This window comes from Streptomyces uncialis (genome assembly GCF_036250755.1).
Lineage (GTDB): Bacteria > Actinomycetota > Actinomycetes > Streptomycetales > Streptomycetaceae > Streptomyces > Streptomyces uncialis.
Window position 1 is genome coordinate 4,991,778 of the sequence record NZ_CP109583.1, and the last position, 24,488, is coordinate 5,016,265.

The following is a 24,488-nucleotide window of genomic DNA, read 5'->3' on the forward strand; positions in this document are numbered from 1 at the left end:
GGGTACCGGTCGGGCTCGGGCACCCGGTACCGGTCCGGCGCGGGTACCGGTCGGGCTTGGGTACCGGTCAGGGGTGCCGGGCGGGCCTGCGGGCAACGGCCTGACCAGGGGCGGTGATTCTCAGGTGTTTCACAGGCTGCCGATAGTTTTCTCTCAGAGCGTTCGCCCAGGGTTCTCGTCATGACCGTGACCCAAGGACGTACGGAACTGCTGAAGCCGGACGGAACTCCGGTCCGGGTACTCGTCGTGGACGACGAACCGACGATCACCGAACTGCTGTCGATGGCCATGCGTTACGAGGGCTGGAGCATCCGCAGCGCGGGCGACGGGCCGGAAGCGGTGCGGGCCGCCCGGGAGTTCCGGCCCGACGCGGTCGTCCTCGACCTCGCGATGCCCGGTATGGACGGGCTCGACGTGCTGACCCGGCTGCGGCGCGATCTGCCCGGGGTCCCGGTGCTGTTCCTCACCGCCAAGGACGGGGTCGAGGAGCGGATCGCCGGACTCACGGCCGGGGGCGACGAGCACGTCACCAAACCGTTCGGACTCGAAGACGTCGTCGCCCGGCTGCGCGGGCTGATCCGGCGCGCCGGGACGCTCGACCGGCGCGGCGCGTCCTTGCTGGTCGTGGGCGACCTGACGCTGGACGAGGACAGCCATGAGGTGGCCCGGGGCGGTACCGCCGTCCATCTCACCGCCACGGAGTTCGAGCTGCTGCGCTTCCTGATGCGCAACCCGCGCCGGGTGCTCAGCAAGGCGCAGATCCTGGACCGGGTCTGGAGCTACGACTTCGGCGGCCGGGCGAACGTCGTCGAGCTGTACATCTCGTATCTGCGGCGGAAGATCGACGCCGGACGGGAGCCGATGATCCACACGCGGCGGGGCGCCGGATATCTGATCAAACCGGCCGCGACGGTCTGAACGCCCGCACGACGAAGAACCCCTCCCCGCGACCCGCCCGCGCGGCGCCCGGATAACTGATTGTACGTCGTATAGGGACTCCTCTACGGTGTACGTCGATCGTTGACGTACACCGTAGAAGGAGTGGGTATGGCAGCCATGGCCGTGGATTCGGGGGGCCGGGAAGCACAGGGACATCCACGGCGCTGGCTGATTCTCGGGGTGATCCTCGTGGCCCAGCTCACGGTGTTGCTGGACAACACCGTGCTGAACGTCGCGATCCCCTCGCTCACCCGGGAGCTGGACGCGTCCAGCTCGGACATCCAGTGGATGATCAACGCCTACTCGCTGGTGCAGTCCGGGCTGCTGCTCACCGCGGGCAGCGCCGCCGACCGGTACGGGCGCAAGAAACTGCTCGCGGCGGGACTCGTGCTGTTCGGTATCGGCTCCCTCGCGGCCGGGCTCGCGCAGAGCTCGGGGCAGCTCATCGCCGCGCGCGCCGGGATGGGTGTCGGCGGGGCGCTGCTGATGACGACCACGCTCGCCGTCGTCGTGCAGGTCTTCGACAGGGACGAGCGGGTGAAGGCGATCGCCCTCTGGTCGACCGTGAACTCCCTCGGGTTCGCCTCCGGACCGCTGATCGGCGGCATCATGCTCGACCACTTCTGGTGGGGCGCGATCTTCCTGATCAACATCCCGGTCGCCCTGGTCGCGCTGGTCGCCGTGGTGCGGATGGTGCCGGAGTCGAAGGACCCGAGGGGCGACCGGCCCGATCTGGTCGGGGCGGTCCTGTCGACGATCGGTATGACCGCCGTCGTCTACGCGATCATCTCCGGCCCCGATCACGGCTGGACCTCCGGTCAGGTGCTCGTCCCGGCCGCCGTCGGTGTGCTGGTGCTGGGGCTGTTCGTGCTGTGGGAGCTGCGCATCCCGCACCCGATGCTGGACATGCACTTCTTCCGTGACCGGCGTTTCGTCGGCGCGGTCGCCGGTGCGGTCTTCGTCGCGTTCGGGATGGGCGGCTCGCTGTACCTGCTGACCCAGCACCTCCAGTTCGTCCTCGGGTACGGACCGCTGGAGGCCGGGGTGCGGACCGCGCCGCTCGCGCTGACCGTGGTCGTGCTCAACCTCGCCGGGCTCGGCGCGCGCATGGTCGTCAAGCTCGGTACGCCGGGTGCCATCACCACCGGTATGAGCCTGCTGTCCGGCGGGCTCGCCGCGATCGCGCTGCTGTCCGGCGGCACGGACGGCACGTACGGGGGCATGTTCCTCGGGCTGGTGATGATGGGCGCGGGTATCGCCGTCGCGGCGCCCGCGATGGCCAACGCCATCATGAGCGCGATCCCGCAGGAGAAGGCGGGCGTCGGAGCGGGGATCAACGGCACCCTGGCGGAGTTCGGCACCGGACTCGGTGTCGCCGTCCTCGGCGCCGTCCTCAGCTCCCGCTTTTTCGCGCTCGTCGCCGTGTCGGCGGCCTCGCTCCCGGCCGCGCTCGCCGCCGCCGGTTCGCAGGCGGAGCGGGAGCGGATCGCGGACGCGTTCGCGTCCGGGCTGGCCACCAGCCAGCTCGTGGGCGCGGCCTGGGTGCTGTTCGGAGGACTCCTCGCGGCGGCGTTGCTGAGGCGCGCGGAGCGGGCAGACTCCTTGGTGTCCGCCCCGGCGGCCATGGACGCGTCGCCCGGACCGGCCGGCGGTACGGGGACCGGCCGGACCACCTCCACCGGTACGGCCACCCCGGCGGGCACCTCGACGGGTACGGGTACGGGGACCCCGGCGGATACCGGCACCGGCGTCGGCACCGCGCAGGGGACCGGTGGGGCCGCACGTGAGGGAGGGGCGGCCCAGGCCCCCTGAGCTCCGGCTTAGCATGCGGACAAGCGGTACGAGATGCCGCAGGACGTGATGAGCGGGACGGGTGGGCGGTGGACGAGCGATGACGGTGCTGGTCCGTACGGCCCGGAGGACGGGAAGAGGTACACGATGGTGAGGCCGGCCGACAGGTCCCGACGCCCTGGACGGTCCAGCGTCTGGCTGGCGGACGGGTCGCCCCGCGGCGCCTCGGCCCGCCGCAGCGCCCACCCGTCCGGGCTCGACCGTGACGTCATCATCCGGACCACGGTCGAACTGCTCGACGCGGAGGGGCTGGCCAAGTTCTCGATGCGCAGGCTCGCCGCCGAGCTGAACGTCACCGCGATGTCCGTGTACTGGTACGTCGACACCAAGGACGACCTGCTGGAACTGGCCCTCGACAGGGCCTTCGGGGAACTGCGGCTGCCGGAGCTGTCGCTCCCGGGCGGCGAGGCCCGGGGCCGCGGCCCCGGTTCGCCGCTCGCGGGGACCTTCGACGCGGGGACCTTCGGCGGCGCGGTGGGCCCCGTGGGCGCGGTCGCCGCCCCCGGGGAACCGGGGCCCGGGGACGAGGACGGGTACGGGTACGGGAACGAGCCCGGAGCCGGAGCCGGAGCCGGGGTCGGCAACAGCGACGGCATCGGGAACGACGCCACCGCCCCCCAACCCGCCACCGCCACCCAAACCGCCACCGGCACTGAAAACGCCACCGGCACCGCCACCGCCCCCCACCCCGACGCCGACTGGCGGGACATGCTGCGCAGCCTCGCGCGGGAGCTGCGGAACCTGCTCGTCCGGCACCCGTGGATCTCCCCGCTCGCCGGGACCTTCCTCAACGTCGGCCCGCACTCGCTGAACTTCTCCCTCACCGCCCAGCGGATCATCCGCCGCACGGGGCTCGCCGCGCACGAGCAGATGGGGGCGCTCTCCGCCGTCTTCCAGTTCGTCTACGGCTTCGGGACGATCGAGGGCCAGTTCCTCCAGCGGTGCCGGGAGGCGGGCATGAGCCAGGACGCGTACTTCCAGGAGGCGATGAGCGCGGTCGCCATGTCCCCCGCGGTGGCCCAGACGGTCGGTGAGGCGTCCGACCTCATGGCGGCACGCGGCGGCGACACCGTCGAGGAGATGCGGGAGCGGGAGTACGCCTTCGCGCTGGAACTGCTGATCGCCGGCATCGAGACGATGGTCGCCCGGGGCGCGGAAGCCGGTACGAGTACGAGTACGACTACGGGGACCGGTACCGCGCCGTCGCGTCCCGCCGGGTGACACGGGCGCGGGTACCAGTACGGGCGCGGGTACGGGGATGGGGCCGGGTGCGGGCACGGGCGGCGAATCCCCGCGTCCCGCCGGGCGAATCCCACGTTCCGCCAGGTGAACGTAAGGGCGGCCGCCGAACTCAGCGCGCGGCGGGACCGCTCACCTCGCGTGCCACCGGTGCGCGCCCCCGCAACGGCACCTCCTTGATGAACAGCGTGATGAGGAACGCCACCGCGGCCAGCGGGGCCGACACCAGGAACACGTCCGCTATCCCGTGCCCGTAGGCGCTCTCGACCACGCCCCGCAGCGGTCCGGGCAGGGTGTCCAGGTCCGGGATGGCCCCGCTCCCCGCCCCGCCGTCCCCGAACCGGGCGCCCGCCGGGCCGAGCGCGGTGAGCCCGTCCTCGACGTAACCGTTGATCCGGGTGGCCATGACCGCGCCGAGCGCCGAGACGCCGACGGCACCGCCCAGCGACCGGAAGAACGTCACCACGGAACTCGCGGCCCCCAGGTCCGCCGAGTCCACCTGGTTCTGGGTGCACAGCACGAGGTTCTGCATCATCATCCCGATGCCGAGGCCCATCAGCACCATGTACAGGGCGATGTGCCAGTACTCGGTGTCGTGCCGGATGCCGCCCAGCAGCCCGAGCCCGGCCGTCACCAGCACGCCGCCCGTGACGAGCCACGCCTTCCACTTCCCGGTACGGGTGATGATGAGCCCGGACGCGGTGGAGGACACGAACAGTCCGGCGATCAGCGGGATCGTCAGCACCCCCGACATCGTCGGTGACTCGCCCCGCGAGAGCTGGAAGTACTGGCTGAAGAAGACCGTCGCGGAGAACATCGTGACGCCCACGAACAGGGACGCGAGCGAGGCCAGGGTGATCGTCCGGTTGCGGAACAGCCGCAGCGGGATGATCGGCTCGGCCGCCCGCGACTCCACGTACACGAACAGCGCGCCCAGCAGCAGCGAGCCCGCGACCATCGCGTACGTCTGCCAGGACAGCCACGCGTACTTGTCACCGGCGAAGGTCACCCACACCAGCAGCAGGCATACGGCGGCCGAGACGAGGAACGCCCCGGTCCAGTCGACCTTGACCGGCCGCTTGACCACGGGCAGCTTGAGCGTCTTCTGGAGCAGCACCAGCGCGAGCAGCGCGAACGGCACCCCGACGTAGAAGCACCAGCGCCAGCCGAGCCACGAGGTGTCCGTGATGACCCCGCCGAGCAGCGGCCCGCCGACCGTCGCCACGGCGAAGTTCGCGCCCAGGTAGCCGCTGTACCGGCCGCGTTCACGCGGGGAGATCATCGCGGCCATCACGATCTGCGCGAGCGCGGACAGTCCGCCCACCCCGATGCCCTGCACCACCCGGCAGGCGATCAGCATCCCGGGACTCTGCGCGAGCCCGGCCACCACCGAACCGGCGACATAGATGACCAGGGCTATCTGGACCAGCAGCTTCTTGGAGAACTGGTCGGCGAGCTTGCCCCACAGCGGGGTCGTCGCGGTCATCGCGAGCAGCGCGGCCGTGACGACCCAGGTGTACGCGCTCTGGCCGCCGCCGAGGTCCCCGATGATCTCCGGCAGCGCGTTGGTGACGATGGTCGAGGAGAGGATCGCGACGAACATCCCGAGCATCAGGCCGGACAGGGCCTCCATGATCTGCCGGTGGGTCATCTGCGGCATGCCGTCGTCCGTACCGGGCCCGGACGCACCGGCTCCCTCGGCACCGCTGCCCCGCACCTCGGGCGGTGTGGAAGTTGCCATGGTCGTCCTCTTCCTCTGATTCCTCTGGTCGTGCTGGTTCCGCCGGGCGCTCCGGTCCGGAGCGGTCCGCGGTGACGGTGGGGCGGTGACGATGGGGCGGTGACGGCGGGCGGGATGTCCGCCCCGCCACCCCGCCGCTCCGCTCGTCACGTCCGCCGGGTTCGCGGGTGCGCGGGTGCGGGAGGTGGTGGGTGCGGGTCCGTCGACACCCGCACCGCTACGGGTACGGGTACGGGGCCAGGTACGTACGGCTTGGGTCCGGGGTCAGCCGGGCGCCGGGGCGGGGGTCCCGGCGAAGGGATCGGCGAGGGGCCCGGCGGGAGGCACGTGGCCTGGGACCGGGGCCGTGCCGCCTGGAACCGGGACGGTGCCGTCCGGGAGCGGGGCGGTTCCGGTGGGCGTCGGCGCAGACGCGGGCCGGGACCGGGGGTAGGGGTGCCGGCCGGAGGGCGCGCGGCAGTCCCCGAACTCCCCGCGCAGCCGGGTCAGCAGGACGGTGAGCTGGCCGATCTCGTCGTCCGACCAGCCGTCCAGATAGTGCGCGAGCGCCCCCGAATAGCGTTCGGCCAGTTCGTTGAGCTGGACCTTGCCGGACGGCGTCAGCCGCAGGATGCGGGACCGTTTGTCGTCCGGGTCGGGCGAACGGTCCACCCAGCCCCGGTCGGTGACATGGGCGACATGACGACTGGTCACGGACATGTCCACGGTGAGCAGTTCGGCGAGCTTGCTGATCCGCATCTCGCCGTGCCGGTCCAGTGTGTGCAGGACGGCCGCCGCCCCGGCGGGACATTCGGCGGGCAGCGCCCGCGCGAGCCCCCGGTTCACGGCTCCCACGGCACTGAGCTGCCGGGCCAGCTCCCCGAATCTGGCACGCGCGGCCATGACCCCTCCTGTTTGTTGCTTAGAGCAACCATAAGGGATCGTTGGTTGCCGAAGGCAAGCTAAATGGGGTCGGAGCCCTTAAAAACCTGGCAAACGTGCCGGGTGGGACCGGTAAAACCGCAGGTGGAAGCGGGTTTCCGGGCATCATGGGGCGACGGGACGGAATCCGGCCCGGTACGGCCGGGTGTCCCCCGCGGGTGCGGAACGGGAGCCGCGACCGTACGGAAGGGTGTTCCGGGGGTCGTCCCCGTACCCCGCTCTTGGGGGCGCCGCTCCAATTCGGCTAGTGTCCTGCCACATGGCACAGAACCCCCAAGCCCCGCAAGGCCCTCAGGGCGGTCACGACCCCGCGGGCAACACCCAGATGTTCCGCGCCTTCGTCGACGAGGGCGGCACCCCCCAGGCTTCGGCACACGGCACCCCCGCGTCCTCCGGTCCCCGGATCGGCCTGATCATCGGCGTCATCGCCGCGATCGTGATCGTCGCGGGCGTCGCCTGGCTCGCCCTCGGCTGACGGTTACGGCAACCACCGGACCCCGGCGGGACGTTACGACGGTCCGCCGGTCCGGTTCCGCCAGGTACGGGTAGCCCGGGCGGGTCCGTGAGGCCGGGTTCCGCGTACGCCCACTGTCCGCCGAGCGTTCAGGAAACGGGCTGGACGTCCCCGGCGAAGACGATGATCTGGTCGATCAGATTGCGCCGCAGGTGGACGATGTCCGTCCCCGCGAGGCGCGGCCCCTGGTCCGGTGTCGTGAAGGCCCACCGGTACCGGGCCCATTCGTCAGGCATGTCCACCCCCGAACAACGGACCATGGAACCGGCTCCCGCCGGATGCCGCCGGATGTCCAGCACGAAGCGCTCGACCGCCTCGATCCCCTCGCTGCGCCCCAACGGCCCCCAGAGGATGACGTCCGAGGTCAGAGCCTGGGACAACAGGGCAGTCACGTAGCTGTCGTCCGAGGCGTTGAACGCAGAGATGAACGTGTCGATCGCAGATTGCGCGGCTTCTTCCTGCATCCCCCAGTAATACCAGCCGCATCCCGGACAGCGCTCCGAGCACCCGCACACACCCTCCCCGAATGCCCCTACCCCGCGAGCGGATCGTCGCTCCCCGCGTACACCTCGTCGTGGACGTCGAGCAGCAGACCCCGGATCGAGGCCGCGTCCTGGTGACCGTGGTGCCGGAACCGGAGGTCGGGCCCGGTGGGCGGTGGCGGATACGTCATGGCCGGACCCCTCTCGCACATGACGAGCGTCACCGAGACGTGTACCCCGTCGCGGGGGATACGCCACCGTGTCGTCCCGGGCTTACATTGCAAGGGTCAGCAATGCGATGTGGGAGTCAGTATGCCCAAGCACACCGACGATTCCGCGCCCTCGGGTGACACCCTCAAGGAACTGCGGCTCGGCCGCGGACTGACCCAGGAACTGCTCGCCGAACGTGCGGGGACGAGCCTGGGGGTGGTGAAGAAGCTGGAGCGTGGCGGTACCGCCCGGATGGAGAGCTATCACGCGCTGGCCCGGGCCCTCGGGGTCCGTACCTCGCGGTTGTTCGAGCCCGCCGGTCCGCACTCCTCGACCCGGACCGACGACGACAACATCGACCTCATGCCGCTCCGGCAGGCCCTCGCCCCGGCCGTGACCTTCACCGGGTGCCTGCGGGTGGGCAGCCCCGACCCGGAGCCGGACCTGACCCGGCTCCGTGCCACCGCCACGGACATGGGCCTGGCCTACCGCCGCGACGACTACGGCCGCGTGGCGGAACTCCTGCCCTCCCTCGTACGGGCCGCCCATGACGCGGTCGACCACTTCGCGGGCGCTCCCCAGCACGGCGACGCCTTGCGGCTCAGGTCGAACGTGTTGCAGATGGCGGGACGGTATCTGACCCAGGTACGTGCCTACGACCTGGCGCACACCGCGCTGCGGGACGCGGTCCAGGACGCGGTGCACGTGGACGACAAGGGCGCGGTCGCCGGGGCCGTGTACCAACTCGGCTGGCTGCTGATGCGCCAGGGCCGCCTTGACGAGGCCGAGCAGGTCAGTGTCGCCACCGCCGACGCCGTGGAGCCCCGGATCTCCCAGGCCACCGGAGCGTCACTCGGGGCCTGGGGCAAACTGCTCGTCCACGCGAGTGCGGCGGCGGCCCGGAACAACCGCGACCAGGAGGCGCGCGAGATGCTGCGACTCGGACGGGCCGCAGGTGTGGCACTCGGTGGCGGTCAGGCTGTGGAGGCGTCCAGTTGGGGCCGGTTCGACTGGCGGACGGTCGCCTTCCAGGGGATCGAGAACCAGCTGGTGGCACGTCGGCCCGACCGGGTCCTGGGCTTGTCGGCACGGCTGCCCGCGCCGAAGGACCAGAAGGAGCGCCTCTTCATGCGTCGGCATCTGCTCGATGTCGCCCAGGCGCACGTGATGCTGCGGCACTTGGACGAGGCCACAGGCGTCCTGTGGTCCCTGCGGAACGAGACCCCGGAATGGCTCCGTCACCAGCGGATGGCCGCCGACACCTTCCGCGACATCATCAGAACCAGCAAGCGAGCCCGACTGTCGCCGCAGCACCGTGACTTGGCAGCCTTCTTCGGCCCAGAGTAGGGGTCCACGTATCTGTCGGTCATTCCAGTGGTTGGGCCCCGTGGGCCGTGGCGATCGCGTCGATACGTCGTGCGAGGTCGAAGTCCGCTGCGGTGAGCCGGTGCCCGGCGTCGTGAGTCGTGATCGTGAACCGCACATGGTCCCAGCGCAGGTCGATGTCCGCGTGGTGGCCGATCAGCCGTTCCGTGTCGGCGACATGCACGATCAGGGCGACGCCGCCGTGATAGCGAATCCCGTAGCCACGGGTGATGTGTTCCCCGTCGCGATGCCAGCCGGGAGCGTCATCCAGGGCTGCTGCGATCTCGCGCTCGGTCAGCGGTGCGGGAGTGTCCGTCACGCTCGGTCCCCTTCTGGTGGGCCGACGTTGGCTGCGGGTGCCCTCACTTTCCCTGAAGGTTCGGCAGCGTGCTCTGCGGGTGCACCGCAGGTGATTCGGAGCGATGAAGTGCGTGCCGTGCCGCGAGCACTGGAATGGCAGCGATCTTCTTGGGGGTCAGATCGGACCATACGATGCCGCTCGGACGTCGTGGAGTGGGGCACCGGATCACCTCGTCAGGTGTGACGATGTAGTCCACGGAGAAATCGTGCTCGGATTCGGGAATGTCCTCTTCGAGCACCTGGAGTTGATGAACCGGTGCGATGATCACGGTCCGCTCCGTTACCAGGCCGGCCTCGATCAATAGCGCCACCTCAAGGTCGGAGTATCCCGCCCCCTTGCCGATACGTGCTCCAGACCGGTTCACGGCCACGCTTCCACACACCACCAAGTCGATGGGTTCCATGTCTTCGACACCGACACGAGGCGCCAGCTGGGCCGCTCCGCTCTTTCCGGCCGCTTCCTCAGCGGGAAGCCCGAGCGCGTCGGGATCGAGCAGGTAGAACGGTTCGAGCGTAGCCATGCGTGGTACGGCCATATAGAGACGTTTGCCGTCCTCCAATGCCCTTACCCGTACGGGCAACTGCGCTCGGTCGGGGTTTGCCTTGACGACCGTTGACCGTTGCCACACGTCGAGTCCGGCCAGACGTTCCGCCGTCGCTTCCGCACCATGGAAGCCAGGAATCTTGCCGAACGAAGTCGGTGGCGCGCCGCCTCCGTCCATCAAGCGACGCCACGCCCGCTCGCGGACACGTTGCTTGAGCCGGTCGATGCTTGTCATGCCCCTCCTACTCAGCTAGCAGTCATCAAGGCGAGCAAGCGGTCGTTGATGTCATGCACCCATGGCTCCGAACGCCATTCGCGCAGTTCCCTGCCGGCCGTGAACGCCAGGTTCAAACCGCCTCCACCCCGGGTCAGTTCCACTGCGTCGATGGTCCGGTGCAGGGTTGCCGCTGCCTCTTCGAGCTTACGCTGGCGGATGAGAGCGAGGGTCAGGTTGCTGAGCGCGATGCTTTGGCTCTTTCTCTTCGCGGTCAGCGCAGTCACGGTCGCGGACAGAATGGGTTCGGCCCGGTCCGGCAGGTTCAGATGCAGATAGCAGGACCCGCGCAGCCGATTGAACTCGTTCACCGTGTAGAGGTCTGCGGCCAGGTCGTCCTCATTCACCCGGTCGAACTGAGCTCGGGCCTTCCTGAACGAGTCCTCGCAGCCCTTGGCGTCACCGGCCATGGCCTGTCCTTCAGCGATATGGAGCAGGGACAGGCCCAGCAGTGCCGGACTGCCGAGCTGGGCGACAGCCGCAGCCTCTTGGGCCAGCACGAGGCCTTTGCCCGGATTCCTCTCACCGTACAAAGCCACGAAGCTCTTCCGCAGCACGGCGTGCGCCTCAGCGTTCGGGTCACGTACCTGTCGCGCGGCGTGGATGGCTGCATCAAGGTAGTAGGCAGATCCGGCGTGGTCGCGCCGCTGACTCACATCCCAGACGAGTTGGCCCATCAGCGTCGCTGATTCGGCCTCTGCCCCCAGCAGCGCCCGCCTCACTCGGGGATTGCCCGCATGCTGCCGAAGGTGGCTCACCTGTCCGTGCAGTTGGCCGGCCGGTCCGAGTAGCCCCGTGGACGGAGCTTTGTCATAGGACTCATCCAGGTGCCGGATGCGTTCGTGCAGATAGGCGACGGCGATCAGATCGACACTTGAAGGGCGTTCAATCGCGTAAGCGATGCGCTCGCTCGGGCCCGGTCCGCCGACGATGACGATGTCGTCCAGGAGGGCTTGCAACTCGTCGCCTGTGACTGCGAGCAGCCTTGCCAGCTTCGGACGTATGGGTGGCTGTGGTTCAGTCACGGCCGTCTCCCAACGGATGACCGTCGTCCGTTCAACGCCCAAACGAGCAGCCAGACTTTCTTGGGTGAAGCCTGCTGACTTGCGGCGTTGGGACAAGCGCACCCGCTTGCTCGCCATGCCCTCACCCCCTTCGACCGGCGGATGCCAAAGGCTAAACCCGATTCGTCATCCGTGCAGGTGAGACCGCCGAACGCCACACTTCTGCGTCATCCTTGCCACCGTTCTGCGGTGGTGTTCGCCGGGCATTGCCGCTTCGCTTGTGCCTGGTCACACGGGTGGTTCTGGAAACGTTCGGAATATCAAGACGGATTGCCGGAAGCCAGCTGAGATCGGGCAATGCGTGTGGCCGTCAATCCTCCAACCCCCAGCCGGGGCCACCGTCCGGGCGACCGCGTGATGCCGACCGGGCCATGGCCGTCAGCGAAGGAGCCGACGTGCAGCACTGTCCAGCTGTTCCGGAACCAGCGGGAGAAGCTACCTCCGCTGCGGTCCATCCACTCCTGACCGACCGCCTCATCGCGTGGGCCCATGACCGTGACATCGGTGAGCGGGCGGCTGTGGCGGCGTTGATCGAGGAGGGGGACATTCTGGCGCGGGGGGATGTGCGGGATCTGCTGGTCGTGGAGAACGACGCTTTCGTGTTCTGTGACTGGCCGAGGTTCGAGGCGCGGTACCGGTGTGTGCTGGTGCTGGACGAGGGGGAGGACGCGTTCCTGACGCTGGTGCTCGCTACGGCGTTTCCGCGGCTCGTTCCGTTGTGGAAGGTGGAGGTGCTGGGGGAGCGGCGGTTGGGAATCGTGCTGCGGGCGCTGGCGCGGCTCGCGGGGTGCGCGACGGTCGCGGTGGGGGTGCGGTCGTGAGCGCGGCGGCCGGGGTGATCTGTTGCCGGTGCGACGGGGGGATCGGGCCCGGAGAGCCGTACGAGACGCTGCTGCGGCACTCGGTGTCGGGGCCGGGGACCCGGATGCACCGGCATACCCGCTGCCCGGACGAGTCCAGCACTCGCCAGGCCGCCCTTCACGCGGCCTGGGGAAAGCTGATGACCCACCTCGGGGCCTGCGCCGTATGCCTCAGCGACGAGCCCGGGGAGTGTGTGACCGGACGGCGCCTGCGCGAGGAATGGCGCGCCGCCGAACGCGACGCGTCCTGAGGGCGTCGCCGTACCCACCGGGGCGGGGTCCCCGGGCCCGGTGGGGGCGTCGCGTCGTCAGTCGGAGATGAGGCCGTCGCGGAGCTGGGCCAGGGTGCGGGTCAGCAGGCGGGAGACGTGCATCTGGGAGATGCCGACCTCTTCGCCGATCTGCGACTGCGTCATGTTCGCGAAGAACCGGAGCATGATGATCCGGCGCTCACGCGCGGGGAGCTTTGCGAGCAGCGGCTTCAGCGACTCGCGGTACTCGACGCCCTCCAGCGCGGTGTCCTCGTAGCCGAGGCGGTCCGCGAGGGAACCTTCGCCGCCGTCGTCCTCGGGGGCCGGGGAGTCGAGGGAAGAGGCGGTGTACGCGTTGCCCACGGCGAGGCCGTCGACCACGTCCTCCTCGGACACCCCGAGGACCACGGCCAGTTCGGGGACGGTCGGGGAGCGGTCGAGCTTCTGCGCCAGTTCGTCGCTCGCCTTGGTGAGGGCGAGCCGCAGCTCCTGGAGCCGCCGGGGCACCCGCACCGACCAGGACGTGTCCCGGAAGAAGCGCTTGATCTCGCCCACGACCGTCGGCATCGCGAAGGTCGGGAACTCCACCCCGCGTTCGCAGTCGAACCGGTCGATCGCCTTGATCAGCCCGATCGTGCCGACCTGGACGATGTCCTCCATGGGCTCGTTACGGCTGCGGAAGCGGGCCGCGGCGTAACGCACGAGCGGGAGGTTCAGCTCGATCAGGGTGTCGCGGACGTAGGGCCGTTCGGGGCTGTTCTCGTCCAGGGTCGCGAGCCGCAGGAACAGGGAACGGGACAGCGTCCGGGTGTCGATGGGCCCCGGGGTGACGAACACCTCGGGTGCCGGCGGGGTCGTGAGGGCCTCGGGAGCGACGAGGACCTCCGAGCGGTCGGAGCCGTGAAGCTCGGCGGGCGCTGATTCGCTCTTCGTGAGCGTGAGCACCTTCGAGCTGCCCTGTTCTGCGGACATGCCACCCCCTTGAGGTCGCTGACGGTCGCGGCCGTTCGTTCCGTCCGAGGAACCCGGCCTCCACCTGAATACCGGAGCCTGAGCCTCGGCAAACGCGCTTTCCGCAGAATGTCACATGTCGGCAACACGCTGTAGTGACTTGTCGACATCGTGTTGCTGGGTCCGTGCAGGAAAGAGGGGGTCTGGGTGCTTTGGGGGGCCGGGGTGTCGGTAACCGGCGCACGGAGGGGTCAACCCGATCCGGTTATGCCTCGATCCTGTTTGCGGATCGAAGACGCGCGAAACTTCGCGCCAGCAACCTTGACACATGCATCTGCGAGACCCCCAGTTCCGCGCTGATCTGCGACTGGGTCAGATTGCTGTAGTAGCGCAGCAGAAGGATGCGCTGCTCGCGCTCGGGGAGCTGGACGAGCAGATGCCGTACGAGGTCCCGGTGCTCGACTCCGTCGAGGGCGGGGTCCTCGTAACCGAGCCGGTCGAGCAGCCCCGGCAGACCGTCACCCTCCTGGGCGGCTTCGAGCGAGGTGGCGTGGTACGAGCGGCCGGCCTCGATGCAGGCGAGCACCTCGTCCTCGGTGATGCGCAGCCGTTCGGCGATCTCGGCGGTGGTGGGGGTGCGTCCGAAGCCGGTCGTCAGGTCCTCGGTGGCGCCGTTGACCTGCACCCACAGTTCATGGAGGCGGCGCGGGACGTGCACGGTGCGGACGTTGTCGCGGAAGTACCGCTTGATCTCGCCGACGACGGTCGGCATGGCGAACGTCGGGAACTGCACGCCCCGGTCCGGGTCGAACCGGTCGATGGCGTTGATCAGCCCGATCGTGCCGACCTGGACGACGTCCTCCATCGGCTCGTTGCGACTGCGGAACCGGGCCGCCGCGTACCGCACCAGCGGCAGGTTGGCCTCGATCAGCGCGCCCCTGACCCGGGTGTGCTCGGGCGAGCCGGGCTCCAGGTTCTTGAGCTGCCCGAACAGCACCTGGGTGAGGGCCCTGGTGTCGGCGCCGCGGCTGCGCGGAGGAGCGGGCGGGGCGGTGGAGGCGTCGGGTTCCTCGGTGGGCGGGTCGGCCGGGCCGCGGGGGGCTCCCGGTGCCGCGTCACGGGTGACCGTGTCATGGGGGGCGCGGCGGGGTTCAAGGGGAGCACCGGGGCGGTCGGACGGCACGGCCCGGTGCTCGGGGAGCGCGAGGGGGAGTTCATGGGGCGCGACGGGGGGATCGGGCAGGGGTGCCCCGCAGACCACGGGGGCGGCGGCATCGGGTGCCGCGGCTTCATGGGGCGGAGCCTGAGGCGCTGTACTGGCCGGCACGGTCAACGCCACCCCTTCGACACGTTTCGATCGCACGGTTCAACTCATCCGTCAAAAGCGGTCATAGCATCACAAGACATGTGCACTGTGTGCAAGCACCGCAAAAAGCCGTGTTGAGCTCGGAGGACGTACGGCGAAGCCCTCCACGGGGGCCGTGGAGGGCTCGGGAGAAGCGGTGGCGCCGAGAGCGGCGGCGCCCGTACGTGACCGTCAGGGGGACGCCGATGGGGCCAGGTGCGCGGGGCGGGGCGCCGGAACGGGAGGGCCCGAGGTGGCGGATCGCGCGGGGTGCGGTGCCCGATCGCGCGAGGACGCGGCGCCGGACGGGGCGGTGGGCCGCCGGATCACACGGGGTACGGTGCCGGACCGGGCGGTGGCCGCCTCAGAACTCGTAGTCGGCGATGACCCAGGTGGCGAACTCCCGCCACAGGGTCACTCCCGCCTGATGCGCGGGGTGCTCCACGTACCGCTTCAGCGCCTCGGTGTCGGCGACCGCGGAGTTGATCGCGAAGTCGTACGCGATGGGCCGGTCCGAGATGTTCCACTCGCACTCCCAGAACTCCAGCTCCGGGATCTGCCCGCCGAGCGCGCGGAACGCCGCGACACCCTCGACCACCCGCGGATCGTCGCGCCGCACGCCGTCGTTGAGCTTGAACAGGACGAGGTGACGGATCACGGGGGAACTCCTCGGCGCTTACGGGGCCGCGCACGCCGTGGGGCGCGGGGCCGGAAGGTCAGCTCTTGCCGCCGTTGGCGACCCAGGTCATGAAGTCACCGACTGCCTGGGCGGCGCTGGAGACGCCTTCGAAGCCTATCTGGACATAATCGGCGGCGTTCTCCGGGTCGGTGATGATCACATAGAGCAAGAAGACGACCACGACGTACAGCGCGATCTTTTTCGTGTGCACCACGTGGTGCCCTCCCCTGTCGCCGTGCCCTTGTCCGTCCCCCGCTAACCGGCGGTGCAGTGTAACCCGGGACCAACGACCCACCCCTTCGGGCCCTTTGCCCGTCGCTCCGGCGCGGGGTCCGCAGCAGGATGAAGGGGAGCCCGGCGGGGCCTGGCAGGAGTCCCCGCGGGGCCCAGGGACGAACCCCCGTGCGGGGTCCGCGCCGCTCGCGTTCCCCCTGAGCGTGGCGCGGACCCGGGGGAACGTCCGCCCGGGGGAAGCGGCCACCCCCCCGTCGCCGCTTCCCCCATCCGACCGGCGGTTCCCGGCCCGGCCACTGCGGAGGGCCGGCCGGGGCCGCGGTCCATGGTGAAGTCGCTCCCGGGCGGGGCCGCACGGTGAGTGCCATATCCGGCCTCTTGGCCGAGAACCGCTGTTCCCCGCTGGGCGTCCCCCTTGATGAAGGCCCGACGTCGAGTTCGGGTTCGATGTCTGACAATGTCTGACCCGGGCATGCGGTTTCCGGCCCGGGCTTGCGGTTTCCGGCCCGGGCATGCGGTGTCCGGCCGGGGCTTGCGGTGTCCGGCCCGGGCATGGGTTGTCCGACTCGGGCATGACGGGCCTGCTCGCTCCGGGCGTGCGGCGCGGGTGTACACGAAAGCAGCTGGTCGGATCGGTGCGGGCGGGACCCGCCGGTCTCGTCCGACGGGAGGGACCGGGTCCATGAGAGACATCGTCTTCACGCGCCAGAGCGGTTGGATACCGCAGGTGATCAGCGAGGACGGCGAGCTGAAGCTGATGCTCGGTGCCGGGGCCGACGCCAACCACGAGCCCCGCACGTTCACGTTCCCGATCGGGGAGGCCCATCTCGCGGTGATCCAGGAGGACCTGGCCAGACACCTGCTGCTGTGGAGTGCGGTCCTTCCGCTGTGCGACGCCGCCGGGACCCGGGGCCGGCTCGACGAGGACGCCGCCGTGGCGCTGCTGGACCCGATCCTCCTCTCCACGCCCGCGGACGTCGACGCGTTCTTCCGGAGCATCCGGTGGGACAGGGGCAGGCTCGTCGCCCATGGCGCCGACCTCGGTCTCCTCAAGCGCGGTCAGGTCTGCGCGGCGATGCGCGCGGCGACGGAGGCGCCCGACGGGAAGCGCGCTCAGGAGTACCACGCGGACCGCCGCCGGGCCGAGCGCGGAACGGTACTCGGCCCGCTCGACGCCGCGGTGCTGCGGTACACGGGCCAGTACCTGCACGGCTCGACCGTCCCGAAGCGGCTGCCCGACGCCGTGGACCCCGCGCTGCTGCCCCGGGTCATGGCTGTGATCGCCACGGCGGAGCAGGCATGCGCCGGGATGCGGATCAGCCGCGATCCGCGCCGGGGCAAGCGCGCCACGGACAAGCGCGACTGGGACCGGATGGCGGCGGTGGTCGACGCGGCGGTGCGCCGCGCACACCCCGCGCTCGCGGACGACGCGGTCCGCACCGTGAGCTTCCTGATGTGTTCGGAGGCATCGGACCGCTCCAGGAACGCGCCCATGGAGGACGACGAGGAGACCTCCGCCGACCGCGCCGACCTCGGCGGGAGCACGAGGCGCGGGCCCCTGTCGTTCACCGACGACAAGGGCGTCGAGAAGAAGTGGCTCCCGGACGGCCCCCGCTCCGCCACCGCGGAGTTCTGGGAGTTCGTCGGCGAGCGCTCCGCCGGGGACAACGAGGTGTTCACCATCGAGGACGAGGAGAAGGGCGAAGGCGTCCAGCTCCACTTCTACGCGGACTCCCTCGCCCGGATCACGACGGTGCGCGAGGGCCGAGGCGGGGCGGACCCGGAGTACCGGGTCGAGTACACCCTGGTCGACGGGATCGGCGGGTACCGGAACCTGGTGAGCGTCTTCGTCCGCGGCGGCTGCGCCGCACTCGAACGGCACGGCTCCTGGATGTCGGACGTCGACGAGTTCGAGCGCGCGCGCAGGCGGCGCGACGCCCGGTAGGCCTGGTACGCCCGGTCGGGGGCCGGTGTGTCAGTGCCCTGTTCTAAATTGACCGCATGATCGCCTTCAAGGACTTCAACTTCAAGCTGCTCGTCATCGAGAAACTCATGTACTGGGACGAGACGCTGACGCCGCAGTTCAGCCTCGGGGAGCACCTGCGCGAACGGAGCGGGGTCACCGACCTCCACCGGTACGCGGTCGACAACGACCTGGACCACAAGGTCTTCCCCGAGGCGCGCGCCTACTTCGAGGGGCTGGACATACCGGATGAACTGCTTCTCACGGTCGACGAACTGACCATCGACGGCGGTCACCAGGTGTACCAGGAGTGCGCGCCGGTCTGGGACGGCGAGGACGAGCTCTTCGACGTCCGCTCACTCGCGGATCTCGCCCTCGTACCGAATCTCCGAAGCGTCGTCGGCGCGGAAGAGGCCCTGCTCGCGGTCCCGGACAAGCTCGACATCCTCACGGCCCACGGCATCACCGCCGACTGACCGGAACCGGAACGGGGGCCGAAGCCATGGTGTCGCCTCGTTCGGCGCGTACGTCTCCCTGAAGGGTCTCCTCGATGTCGTCGTCGGTCAGATCGGGGAGGCCGAGGTCGGGCAGATCGATTTCGCCCATGAGGTCCGTGGGGTACGGGGGAATGTCGTCGTCGACGGGTACCACGCGAGCGACGGCGACGCCGTTCTTGGTGACGGTGATGGTCTCGCCACGTGCGGCGGCGGCGAGGATCTGTGAAGACTGCTGACTGAACTCACGGGCCGTGACTTCCATGTAGCGCATGTTGCTACCGCTGGGTCGGGCTGCTGCCGAGATGGTCACGCCCCTCACACGCAAAACACCCCCCTGAACGCGTTTCCGCAGTTCAAGGGGGTGTTAAAAGCGGTAGCGGAGGGATTTGAACCCTCGGTGACTTGCGCCACACTCGCTTTCGAGGCGAGCTCCTTCGGCCGCTCGGACACGCTACCGGGAGAGACCTTACCCCAAGGTGGGGTGTGCGCCGAAATCGTTTGAGGGCCCGGGTCCGGGGTCAGCGGTCGGAGCGGAAGAAGTCCGTGAGGAGGCGTCCGCACTCCTCCTCCAGGACGCCCGCGACGACCTCCGGGCGGTGGTTCAAGCGGCGGTCCCGTACGACGTCCCAGAGCGAACCCGCCGCGCCCGCCTTCTCGTCCCGGGCGCCGTAGACCACCCGGTCCAGCCGGGACTGGACGATCGCGCCCGCGCACATCGTGCACGGTTCGAGGGTGACGACCAGGGTGCAGTCGGTCAGCCGCCAGGCGTCCAGGGCCACGGCCGCGCGGCGGATGGCGACGATCTCCGCGTGGGCGGTGGGATCACCGGTGGCCTCCCGGAGGTTGTGCCCCGTTCCGAGCACCGTGCCCGCCGGGCTCAGCACGACCGCGCCCACCGGGACGTCTCCGCCCGCGAGCGCGGCCCGTGCCTCGTCCAGCGCGGTCCGCATGACCCGCTCCCACAACCCGCCCGTACCGTCCACGACCCCAACCTACCGACCCGGGGTGACGGGATCAGTGGCCACGGCGGGCCTGGTGGCGCGGTAGGAAGGTACGGGGTGCCGGGGTACGGGTGCCGCGTGGCCGCGGGTCGTACCCCGTACCGGGGCCGTCGGTCAGCGCACCGCTTCGAGTACTTCCGCCACCCCCAACGCGTCCGCGATCTCGCCGAGCGCGTCACCGGGTTCCAGCGCGCGCAGTTCCCTGGCGGAGACCCCGAAGTCGCCCAGCAGGTCCAGGTCCCCGAGCGGACCGGACGACACCGCGTCCCCGCCCTCCGGGGCTTCGTCGTCGGAGGACGAGGAGCTCTCCGGCTCCCCCTCCTCGGTACCGTCGAGGTCGAGCGCGTCGAGATCGACGTCGTCGTCCCCGGGCTCCCGTCCGATCAGCTCGTTCGTGAGGATCTCCCCGTACGAACTGCGCGCCGCGTTCGCGGCGTCCGACACGTAGATACGGGGGTCCTCCTCGCCGTCCACCCGGACGACCCCGAACCACGCGTCCTCCTGCTCGATGAAGACGAGAACGCTGTCGTCGTCGATCGAGGCGTCGCGGGCCAGATCGGCCAGGTCCGACAGGGACTCCACATCGTCGAGCTCCGTGTCGCTCGCTTCCCACCCGTCTTCGGTGCGCGCGAGCAGTGCGGCGAAGTACACCGTGACTCTCCCACTGGTCTGAGGCGTGCCGCTTGGGGTTCCCCCCGGCGGAGGTTGTGGGCGGGCCGTGCGGTGCGAGTGCCCCGCCCAATCGGAATCGTGGCAGAAACCACGGCCCGAGGAGAGGTGTTCCGGGGCCTGTGTGCGCGTCGCGTCCTCCGCGCGGGGGCTTCGCCACCCCGCGACCGTCCCGTACGACCGCCCCCACGCGCCCCCCGCACGCCTGCCCGGGGCCGTCGGTCCCAGGGCCCGGACGGCCCGGCGCCCCCTGCCGGGGCCCCGGGAAAGGCACCGGCGAGGCCGCCGGATCGATACCGGAACGTGTCCGGTGTCACTTCCTCACCATTCGCGCGCCGCGCGCGTCACTGCGTGCGGAATGTCCGGTTGCGCATCGCCTGGCGCATTCGCTGCGCCCGGGCGCGGCGCGGCTGCACCCGGCGTCTCAGCTCCCGCGCCTCGGTCAGTTCACGCAGGAACTGGGCGCGGCGCCTTCGGCGTTCGGCGTCCGTCCAGCGGTCGCTCCCGGCGTCTTCCCCGCCTCGCGGGGCCCGCTCAGGCATCGGTCACACCCCCAAGGGGCCCTGGTGGGCCCCGGTCGGTCCCTCCCACTTTCCCCCGGTCGGCGGTTTTGATGCCAGCACGGAGGGCACGGAGGCCCGGTTACTGTGGTGGACATGCGTCTCCACGTCGTCGACCACCCGCTGGTCGCCCACAAGCTCACCACCCTGCGCGACCGCCGTACGGACTCCGCCACCTTCCGGCGTCTCGCCGACGAGCTGGTCACCCTGCTCGCCTACGAGGCGACCCGCGATGTGCGGACCGAGCAGGTCGACATCGAGACGCCCGTCTGCGCGACCACCGGCGTCAAGCTCTCCCACCCCCGCCCCCTGGTCGTGCCGATCCTGCGGGCCGGTCTCGGCATGCTCGACGGGATGGTCCGGCTGCTGCCCACGGCCGAGGTCGGGTTCCTCGGCATGATCCGGGACGAGGAGACGCTCCAGGCGTCGACCTACGCCACCCGGATGCCCGACGACCTGTCCGGGCGCCAGGTGTACGTACTGGACCCGATGCTGGCGACCGGCGGCACGCTCGTCGCCGCGGTCCAGGAGCTGATGCGGCGCGGCGCCGACGATGTGACCGCCGTCGTGCTGCTCGCCGCGCCCGAGGGCGTGGAGATCATGGAGCGGGATCTCGCGGGCGTCCCGGTCACCGTCGTGACGGCGTCCGTGGACGAGCGGCTCAACGAGAACGGGTACATCGTCCCGGGTCTCGGTGACGCGGGCGACCGGATGTACGGCGCGGCTGAATAGCCGTCGCGTAGCCCCCCGCGTAGCCCCCCCCGCGCGCGTTGGACCGGGTTCCAGGGTGTTGCCCGGGGTGCCCGGGGTGCGGTGGGTTCACGAGGTGCGTGCGCGGGTGCGCGGGTGCGCGGGGTTCAGGGCCTGGCTGTCCTGAACCCGTTCCCGGGCGGCCCGGTCTTCCGCGCGGGCGTGATCCCGGGCTCCTCGACCCCGGTCCCCTCCGCGTACGTGACCCCGGCGGGACGGTTCCCGCACGGGGTCGGAACGGGACGACGGGGACGGTTCCCGGGCCGGGTCAGCAGGACGACGGGGTGGGTGCCGGGCTCGGGGACGCGAGGGCGGACAGGGCCTGGGTCGCGGCGGCCTGCGGGGTCAGCTTGGTGAACGCCGTACCGAGGATGAGGTCGACATCGCCCGCGCCCCGCGCGTCCGTCCGCTGCTGCGCGCCCGCGAGCTGCGTCGCGAGGACCGGCAGCGCGCCCCGCTCGGAGGTCTTCGCCCCGACCACCAGCCCGGGTCCCGGCACCTTCTTGTCGAACTCCTTCGGGGCGTTCCCGACCTGACCGATGGCAAAGCCGCGTTTGCGCAGTTCGTCGGCGGTCTTCTTGGCCAGCCCGCTGCGCGGGGTCGCGTTGAGGACGTTGACCTTTATCCCGGCGGGCCGCGGCAGGGCCTTGCCCGTCCGGCTCGCGACGTCCGCGGACCGGCCGGGGGACGGCTTCGCCGAGGGCGCGCATCCGGCGCCGGCCGCCGACGCCTTGCCGCCGTCGCCCGTGAAGACGCCGACGAGCTGGAGGGTGCCCCAGCCGATCACGCCCAGGGCCACGACGGACGCGACGCACACGGAGACGATCCAGCCGCGTCGGCGTCCCCGGCGCATACGGGGATATCTTTCCCCGGTGATGCGGTACTGACCGCCCATGCCGGGGGGTGTGAGCATGCTCATGTGCGCAGCGTAGTGCTGCGCGGCGATGATGCCTACTAAATGATCATTTGCTGAGGGCCGGTCCAACCCGAAAGGGCCAACGGCCTTGGGCGGACCGGCTCAGTCCACCACGGGCGACCGGCTCGTCCACGAGGAGCGGGACCCGGTCGTCCACCGGGTGCGGACCGGATCGTCCGCCATGAGGGGGCCCGGTCGTCGCCGTGAGCGGTTCCGATCGGCCACCGTGAGCGGACCGGCTCAGTCCATTTCCAGCACGCGGGCGTGCAGCACCTGCCGCTGCTGGAGTGCGGCCCGGACCGCCCGGTGCAGCCCGTCCTCCAGGTACAGATCGCCCCGCCACTTCACGACATGCGCGAAGAGGTCGCCGTAGAAGGTCGAGTCCTCGGCGAGGAGCGTCTCCAGATCGAGCTGGCCCTTGGTGGTCACGAGCTGATCGAGGCGGACCGGACGCGGTGCGACGTCCGCCCACTGCCGGGTGCTTTCCCGGCCGTGGTCGGGGTATGGCCGGCCGTTTCCGATGCGCTTGAAGATCACACGGAAAGCCTACCGGCCAAGCCTCTCCGGGCGCAGCCTCGGCGGGGCAGTGCGAGTGTGGTGCATAACGCCCTTAACGGTACGGACCGGTACCACTGGGGCCGGGGACAGGGGCCTGAACCATGAGTGACAGCGTGCCGGAGCCCGCCGGGACCGCCGGGTCGGCCGTCAAGGACATCGTTGCCGGGTACTCCTTCACCGGCCCCGCGCTCGACCTCGGGGCGCTGCTGTGGGACGGCCGCGCCGTCCCGGAGGCGCAGATCCGGGTGCCGCTCGGCATGCTCAACCGGCACGGGCTGGTCGCGGGCGCCACCGGTACGGGCAAGACGAAGACCCTCCAGCTCATCGCCGAACAGCTGTCCGCGCAGGGCGTCCCCGTGTTCCTGGCGGATGTGAAGGGCGATGTCTCCGGGATCTCCGAGCCGGGTGAGGCGGGGGAGCGGGTCACCGCGCGGGCCGGGGAAGTGGGGCAGCGGTGGGAGGCGGGCGGCTGTCCGGCCGAGTTCTACGCGCTGGGCGGGATCGGGCACGGCGTCCCGGTCCGCGCCACGGTCACCAGCTTCGGTCCGGTGCTGCTGTCGAAGGTGCTCCAGCTGAACCGGACCCAGGAGCAGTCCCTCGGGCTGGTCTTCCACTACGCCGACGGCAAGGGCCTCGAACTCGTCGATCTGAAGGACCTGCGGGCCGTCGTCGCCTTCCTGGTCTCGGACGAGGGCAGGGCCGAGCTGAAGGGGATCGGCGGGCTGTCGGCCGCGACCGCCGGGGTGATCCTGCGTTCGCTGACCGCCTTCGAACAGCAGGGCGCTTCGGCGTTCTTCGGGGAGCCGGAGTTCGACACGGGTGAGCTGCTGCGGACCGCGGACGGGCTCGGGGTGGTGTCCCTGCTCGAACTGTCCGCCGTCCAGGACCGGCCGCAGCTCTTCTCCACGTTCCTGATGTGGCTCCTCGCGGACCTCTACCACGACCTTCCCGAGGTCGGGGACCTCGACCGGCCGAAGCTGGTGTTCTTCTTCGACGAGGCGCATCTGCTGTTCAGCGACGCGTCCAAGGCGTTCCTGGAGGCGATCACGCAGACCGTGCGGCTGATTCGCTCGAAAGGGGTGGGGGTGTTCTTCGTGACCCAGACGCCGAAGGACGTACCGGCCGAGGTGCTGGGGCAGCTCGGCAACCGGGTGCAGCACGCGCTGCGGGCGTTCACCCCCGACGACCAGAAGGCGCTGCGCGCCACGGTGCGGACGTTCCCCGACTCCCCGTACGACCTGGAGGAGGTGCTGACCGCGCTCGGCACGGGCGAGGCGGTGGTCACCGTCCTCAGCGAGAACGGCGCGCCGACCCCGGTCGCCGCGACCCGGCTGCGGGCCCCGGAGTCCCTGATGGGACCGCTGGACCCGGCGGCGCTGGACGCGGCGGTGACGGGGTCCGCGCTGTACGGGCGTTACGCGGAGGCGGTGGACCGGGAGTCGGCGTTCGAGCGGCTGGCCGCACGGGGAGCCGAGGGCTCGGGTCGGGAGCCGGGGCCTGGTCCGGGGCCTGGTCCTGGGCCTGGGCCTGAGTCGGGCTCGGGTCCGGGTGGGGAGTCGTCGGGGTCCGGGTCGGCGTCGGACCGGGAGTCGGCTCGGGGGAAGGGGGCGGCGGCCGGGCGGGCGGACCCCTCGCTGGTGGAGCAGGTGGTGGGGAGCGGGGTGTTCAAGTCCCTGGCGCGGTCCGTCGGCACCCAGCTGGGGCGGGAGATCAGCCGCTCGCTGTTCGGCACGGCCCGCAGACGGTGATC

28 protein-coding genes and 1 tRNA gene are annotated in these 24,488 nt (G+C 70.5%); 11 read left to right on the forward strand and 18 right to left on the reverse strand.

Annotated elements, in window-relative coordinates:
* Positions 1-180: 180 nt before the first annotated feature.
* The 3 genes from OG711_RS20695 to OG711_RS39165 all read left to right on the forward strand — a co-directional run bounded on the left by OG711_RS20695 (position 181) and on the right by OG711_RS39165 (position 4,011).
* A complete protein-coding gene (locus tag OG711_RS20695; protein WP_323181520.1) occupies positions 181-918 on the forward strand; it encodes a response regulator transcription factor in 738 nt (245 codons plus the stop codon).
* 129 nt (positions 919-1,047) lie between these two features.
* Positions 1,048-2,751 carry an MFS transporter gene (locus tag OG711_RS20700; protein WP_329560014.1) on the forward strand — a complete coding sequence of 568 codons (1,704 nt, stop codon included), beginning with the start codon at positions 1,048-1,050 and terminating at the stop codon, positions 2,749-2,751.
* 126 nt (positions 2,752-2,877) lie between these two features.
* Positions 2,878-4,011 carry a TetR/AcrR family transcriptional regulator gene (locus OG711_RS39165; RefSeq protein ID WP_405673872.1) on the forward strand — a complete coding sequence of 378 codons (1,134 nt, stop codon included), beginning with the start codon at positions 2,878-2,880 and terminating at the stop codon, positions 4,009-4,011.
* A gap of 130 nt (positions 4,012-4,141) precedes the next feature.
* Here OG711_RS39165 and OG711_RS20715 read toward each other — a convergent pair whose 3' ends face one another.
* Positions 4,142-5,770, reverse strand: a complete 1,629-nt coding sequence (locus OG711_RS20715; RefSeq protein ID WP_099284408.1) for an MDR family MFS transporter — start codon at positions 5,768-5,770, stop codon at positions 4,142-4,144.
* 264 nt (positions 5,771-6,034) lie between these two features.
* Positions 6,035-6,652, reverse strand: a complete 618-nt coding sequence (locus tag OG711_RS20720; RefSeq protein ID WP_329560015.1) for a MarR family winged helix-turn-helix transcriptional regulator — start codon at positions 6,650-6,652, stop codon at positions 6,035-6,037.
* A 298-nt stretch (positions 6,653-6,950) separates the two neighbouring features.
* Here OG711_RS20720 and OG711_RS20725 point away from each other — a divergent pair, with 298 nt between their 5' ends.
* Complete coding sequence (locus tag OG711_RS20725) at positions 6,951-7,166, forward strand: hypothetical protein (protein WP_266517593.1); 216 nt, start codon at positions 6,951-6,953, stop codon at positions 7,164-7,166.
* A 128-nt stretch (positions 7,167-7,294) separates the two neighbouring features.
* On the opposite strand, the gene OG711_RS20730 is transcribed toward OG711_RS20725, so the two are convergent.
* Both OG711_RS20730 and OG711_RS20735 read right to left on the reverse strand, forming a co-directional pair.
* A complete protein-coding gene (locus OG711_RS20730) occupies positions 7,295-7,669 on the reverse strand; it encodes a hypothetical protein (protein WP_073787421.1) in 375 nt (124 codons plus the stop codon).
* A gap of 68 nt (positions 7,670-7,737) precedes the next feature.
* Positions 7,738-7,878: a hypothetical protein gene (locus OG711_RS20735; RefSeq protein ID WP_329560016.1), complete on the reverse strand. Its 141-nt coding sequence runs from the start codon at positions 7,876-7,878 to the stop codon at positions 7,738-7,740.
* 121 nt (positions 7,879-7,999) lie between these two features.
* Here OG711_RS20735 and OG711_RS20740 point away from each other — a divergent pair, with 121 nt between their 5' ends.
* Positions 8,000-9,244 (forward strand): helix-turn-helix domain-containing protein, encoded by a 1,245-nt coding sequence (locus OG711_RS20740; RefSeq protein WP_329560017.1) that lies wholly within the window; start codon positions 8,000-8,002, stop codon positions 9,242-9,244.
* A 19-nt stretch (positions 9,245-9,263) separates the two neighbouring features.
* Here OG711_RS20740 and OG711_RS20745 read toward each other — a convergent pair whose 3' ends face one another.
* From OG711_RS20745 to OG711_RS20755, 3 genes are read right to left on the reverse strand one after another with little or no spacing between them, the layout of a single operon-like run.
* Entirely contained in the window at positions 9,264-9,581 is a 318-nt protein-coding gene (locus tag OG711_RS20745) for a 4a-hydroxytetrahydrobiopterin dehydratase (protein WP_329560018.1), read from the reverse strand.
* A 43-nt stretch (positions 9,582-9,624) separates the two neighbouring features.
* Complete coding sequence (locus OG711_RS20750; protein ID WP_329560019.1) at positions 9,625-10,401, reverse strand: 5-formyltetrahydrofolate cyclo-ligase; 777 nt, start codon at positions 10,399-10,401, stop codon at positions 9,625-9,627.
* An 11-nt stretch (positions 10,402-10,412) separates the two neighbouring features.
* On the reverse strand, positions 10,413-11,582 hold the full coding sequence (locus OG711_RS20755; protein WP_329560020.1) for a helix-turn-helix transcriptional regulator: 1,170 nt from the start codon (positions 11,580-11,582) through the stop codon (positions 10,413-10,415).
* 440 nt (positions 11,583-12,022) lie between these two features.
* Between OG711_RS20755 and OG711_RS20760 the strand changes: the two genes are divergently transcribed.
* Together OG711_RS20760 and OG711_RS20765 are read left to right on the forward strand one after the other, a co-directional pair.
* Positions 12,023-12,325 carry a hypothetical protein gene (locus tag OG711_RS20760; RefSeq protein WP_329560021.1) on the forward strand — a complete coding sequence of 101 codons (303 nt, stop codon included), beginning with the start codon at positions 12,023-12,025 and terminating at the stop codon, positions 12,323-12,325.
* Positions 12,322-12,615, forward strand: coding sequence for a hypothetical protein (locus tag OG711_RS20765; RefSeq protein ID WP_329560022.1), 294 nt, complete (start codon positions 12,322-12,324; stop codon positions 12,613-12,615). The genes OG711_RS20760 and OG711_RS20765 overlap by 4 nt, the downstream gene beginning before the upstream one ends.
* A 57-nt stretch (positions 12,616-12,672) precedes the next feature.
* On the opposite strand, the gene OG711_RS20770 is transcribed toward OG711_RS20765, so the two are convergent.
* The 4 genes from OG711_RS20770 to OG711_RS20785 form a co-directional block, all read right to left on the reverse strand.
* Positions 12,673-13,587, reverse strand: coding sequence for an RNA polymerase sigma factor SigF (locus OG711_RS20770; RefSeq protein WP_073787435.1), 915 nt, complete (start codon positions 13,585-13,587; stop codon positions 12,673-12,675).
* Positions 13,588-13,831: 244 nt separating this feature from the next.
* Positions 13,832-14,749, reverse strand: a complete 918-nt coding sequence (locus tag OG711_RS20775; protein ID WP_107499239.1) for an RNA polymerase sigma factor SigF — start codon at positions 14,747-14,749, stop codon at positions 13,832-13,834.
* 526 nt (positions 14,750-15,275) lie between these two features.
* Positions 15,276-15,569 (reverse strand): Dabb family protein, encoded by a 294-nt coding sequence (locus tag OG711_RS20780; RefSeq protein ID WP_073787437.1) that lies wholly within the window; start codon positions 15,567-15,569, stop codon positions 15,276-15,278.
* A gap of 58 nt (positions 15,570-15,627) precedes the next feature.
* The gene (locus OG711_RS20785) at positions 15,628-15,804 is read right to left on the reverse strand and encodes a hypothetical protein (protein ID WP_099284417.1); all 177 of its coding nucleotides are present in this window, start codon (positions 15,802-15,804) and stop codon (positions 15,628-15,630) included.
* A 702-nt stretch (positions 15,805-16,506) separates the two neighbouring features.
* Here OG711_RS20785 and OG711_RS20790 point away from each other — a divergent pair.
* Together OG711_RS20790 and OG711_RS20795 are read left to right on the forward strand one after the other, a co-directional pair.
* Positions 16,507-17,769, forward strand: coding sequence for a DUF6357 family protein (locus OG711_RS20790; protein ID WP_329560023.1), 1,263 nt, complete (start codon positions 16,507-16,509; stop codon positions 17,767-17,769).
* Between the two features lie 56 nt (positions 17,770-17,825).
* Positions 17,826-18,263: a DUF6892 domain-containing protein gene (locus OG711_RS20795; RefSeq protein WP_266517562.1), complete on the forward strand. Its 438-nt coding sequence runs from the start codon at positions 17,826-17,828 to the stop codon at positions 18,261-18,263.
* On the opposite strand, the gene OG711_RS20800 is transcribed toward OG711_RS20795, so the two are convergent.
* The 5 genes from OG711_RS20800 to OG711_RS20820 all read right to left on the reverse strand — a co-directional run bounded on the left by OG711_RS20800 (position 18,250) and on the right by OG711_RS20820 (position 20,496).
* Complete coding sequence (locus tag OG711_RS20800) at positions 18,250-18,555, reverse strand: type II toxin-antitoxin system Phd/YefM family antitoxin (protein ID WP_266517559.1); 306 nt, start codon at positions 18,553-18,555, stop codon at positions 18,250-18,252. The genes OG711_RS20795 and OG711_RS20800 overlap by 14 nt on opposite strands.
* 100 nt (positions 18,556-18,655) lie before the next feature.
* Positions 18,656-18,740, reverse strand: a tRNA-Ser gene (locus OG711_RS20805).
* Between the two features lie 62 nt (positions 18,741-18,802).
* Positions 18,803-19,234, reverse strand: a complete 432-nt coding sequence (gene tadA, locus OG711_RS20810; RefSeq protein ID WP_266518392.1) for a tRNA adenosine(34) deaminase TadA — start codon at positions 19,232-19,234, stop codon at positions 18,803-18,805.
* A gap of 165 nt (positions 19,235-19,399) precedes the next feature.
* Positions 19,400-19,936 (reverse strand): tRNA adenosine deaminase-associated protein, encoded by a 537-nt coding sequence (locus OG711_RS20815; RefSeq protein ID WP_073787445.1) that lies wholly within the window; start codon positions 19,934-19,936, stop codon positions 19,400-19,402.
* Positions 19,937-20,298: 362 nt separating this feature from the next.
* The gene (locus OG711_RS20820; RefSeq protein ID WP_073787447.1) at positions 20,299-20,496 is read right to left on the reverse strand and encodes a hypothetical protein; all 198 of its coding nucleotides are present in this window, start codon (positions 20,494-20,496) and stop codon (positions 20,299-20,301) included.
* A gap of 114 nt (positions 20,497-20,610) precedes the next feature.
* Between OG711_RS20820 and upp the strand changes: the two genes are divergently transcribed.
* A complete protein-coding gene (gene upp / locus OG711_RS20825; RefSeq protein WP_073787890.1) occupies positions 20,611-21,246 on the forward strand; it encodes a uracil phosphoribosyltransferase in 636 nt (211 codons plus the stop codon).
* Positions 21,247-21,532: 286 nt separating this feature from the next.
* Here the strand turns inward: upp and OG711_RS20830 are convergent, their stop codons facing one another.
* Entirely contained in the window at positions 21,533-22,183 is a 651-nt protein-coding gene (locus OG711_RS20830; protein ID WP_073787449.1) for a LytR C-terminal domain-containing protein, read from the reverse strand.
* 237 nt (positions 22,184-22,420) lie between these two features.
* A complete protein-coding gene (locus tag OG711_RS20835) occupies positions 22,421-22,717 on the reverse strand; it encodes a type II toxin-antitoxin system VapB family antitoxin (RefSeq protein ID WP_009067182.1) in 297 nt (98 codons plus the stop codon).
* 122 nt (positions 22,718-22,839) lie between these two features.
* On the opposite strand from OG711_RS20835, the gene OG711_RS20840 reads away from it, so the two are divergent.
* Positions 22,840-24,486, forward strand: coding sequence for a helicase HerA-like domain-containing protein (locus tag OG711_RS20840; RefSeq protein WP_329560024.1), 1,647 nt, complete (start codon positions 22,840-22,842; stop codon positions 24,484-24,486).
* Positions 24,487-24,488 lie beyond the last annotated feature (2 nt).

Coding starts and splice junctions, on each gene's coding strand:
- OG711_RS20695 (WP_323181520.1), top strand. CDS start 181: ATGACCGTGACCCAAGGACGTACGGAACTGCTGAAGCCGGACGGAACT.
- OG711_RS20700 (WP_329560014.1), top strand. CDS start 1,048: ATGGCAGCCATGGCCGTGGATTCGGGGGGCCGGGAAGCACAGGGACAT.
- OG711_RS39165 (WP_405673872.1), top strand. CDS start 2,878: ATGGTGAGGCCGGCCGACAGGTCCCGACGCCCTGGACGGTCCAGCGTC.
- OG711_RS20715 (WP_099284408.1), bottom strand. CDS start 5,770: ATGGCAACTTCCACACCGCCCGAGGTGCGGGGCAGCGGTGCCGAGGGA.
- OG711_RS20720 (WP_329560015.1), bottom strand. CDS start 6,652: ATGGCCGCGCGTGCCAGATTCGGGGAGCTGGCCCGGCAGCTCAGTGCC.
- OG711_RS20725 (WP_266517593.1), top strand. CDS start 6,951: ATGGCACAGAACCCCCAAGCCCCGCAAGGCCCTCAGGGCGGTCACGAC.
- OG711_RS20730 (WP_073787421.1), bottom strand. CDS start 7,669: ATGCAGGAAGAAGCCGCGCAATCTGCGATCGACACGTTCATCTCTGCG.
- OG711_RS20735 (WP_329560016.1), bottom strand. CDS start 7,878: ATGACGTATCCGCCACCGCCCACCGGGCCCGACCTCCGGTTCCGGCAC.
- OG711_RS20740 (WP_329560017.1), top strand. CDS start 8,000: ATGCCCAAGCACACCGACGATTCCGCGCCCTCGGGTGACACCCTCAAG.
- OG711_RS20750 (WP_329560019.1), bottom strand. CDS start 10,401: ATGACAAGCATCGACCGGCTCAAGCAACGTGTCCGCGAGCGGGCGTGG.
- OG711_RS20755 (WP_329560020.1), bottom strand. CDS start 11,582: ATGGCGAGCAAGCGGGTGCGCTTGTCCCAACGCCGCAAGTCAGCAGGC.
- OG711_RS20770 (WP_073787435.1), bottom strand. CDS start 13,587: ATGTCCGCAGAACAGGGCAGCTCGAAGGTGCTCACGCTCACGAAGAGC.
- OG711_RS20790 (WP_329560023.1), top strand. CDS start 16,507: ATGAGAGACATCGTCTTCACGCGCCAGAGCGGTTGGATACCGCAGGTG.
- OG711_RS20795 (WP_266517562.1), top strand. CDS start 17,826: ATGATCGCCTTCAAGGACTTCAACTTCAAGCTGCTCGTCATCGAGAAA.
- OG711_RS20800 (WP_266517559.1), bottom strand. CDS start 18,555: ATGCGCTACATGGAAGTCACGGCCCGTGAGTTCAGTCAGCAGTCTTCA.
- tadA (WP_266518392.1), bottom strand. CDS start 19,234: ATGCGGACCGCGCTGGACGAGGCACGGGCCGCGCTCGCGGGCGGAGAC.
- OG711_RS20820 (WP_073787447.1), bottom strand. CDS start 20,496: ATGCCTGAGCGGGCCCCGCGAGGCGGGGAAGACGCCGGGAGCGACCGC.
- upp (WP_073787890.1), top strand. CDS start 20,611: ATGCGTCTCCACGTCGTCGACCACCCGCTGGTCGCCCACAAGCTCACC.
- OG711_RS20830 (WP_073787449.1), bottom strand. CDS start 22,183: ATGAGCATGCTCACACCCCCCGGCATGGGCGGTCAGTACCGCATCACC.
- OG711_RS20840 (WP_329560024.1), top strand. CDS start 22,840: ATGAGTGACAGCGTGCCGGAGCCCGCCGGGACCGCCGGGTCGGCCGTC.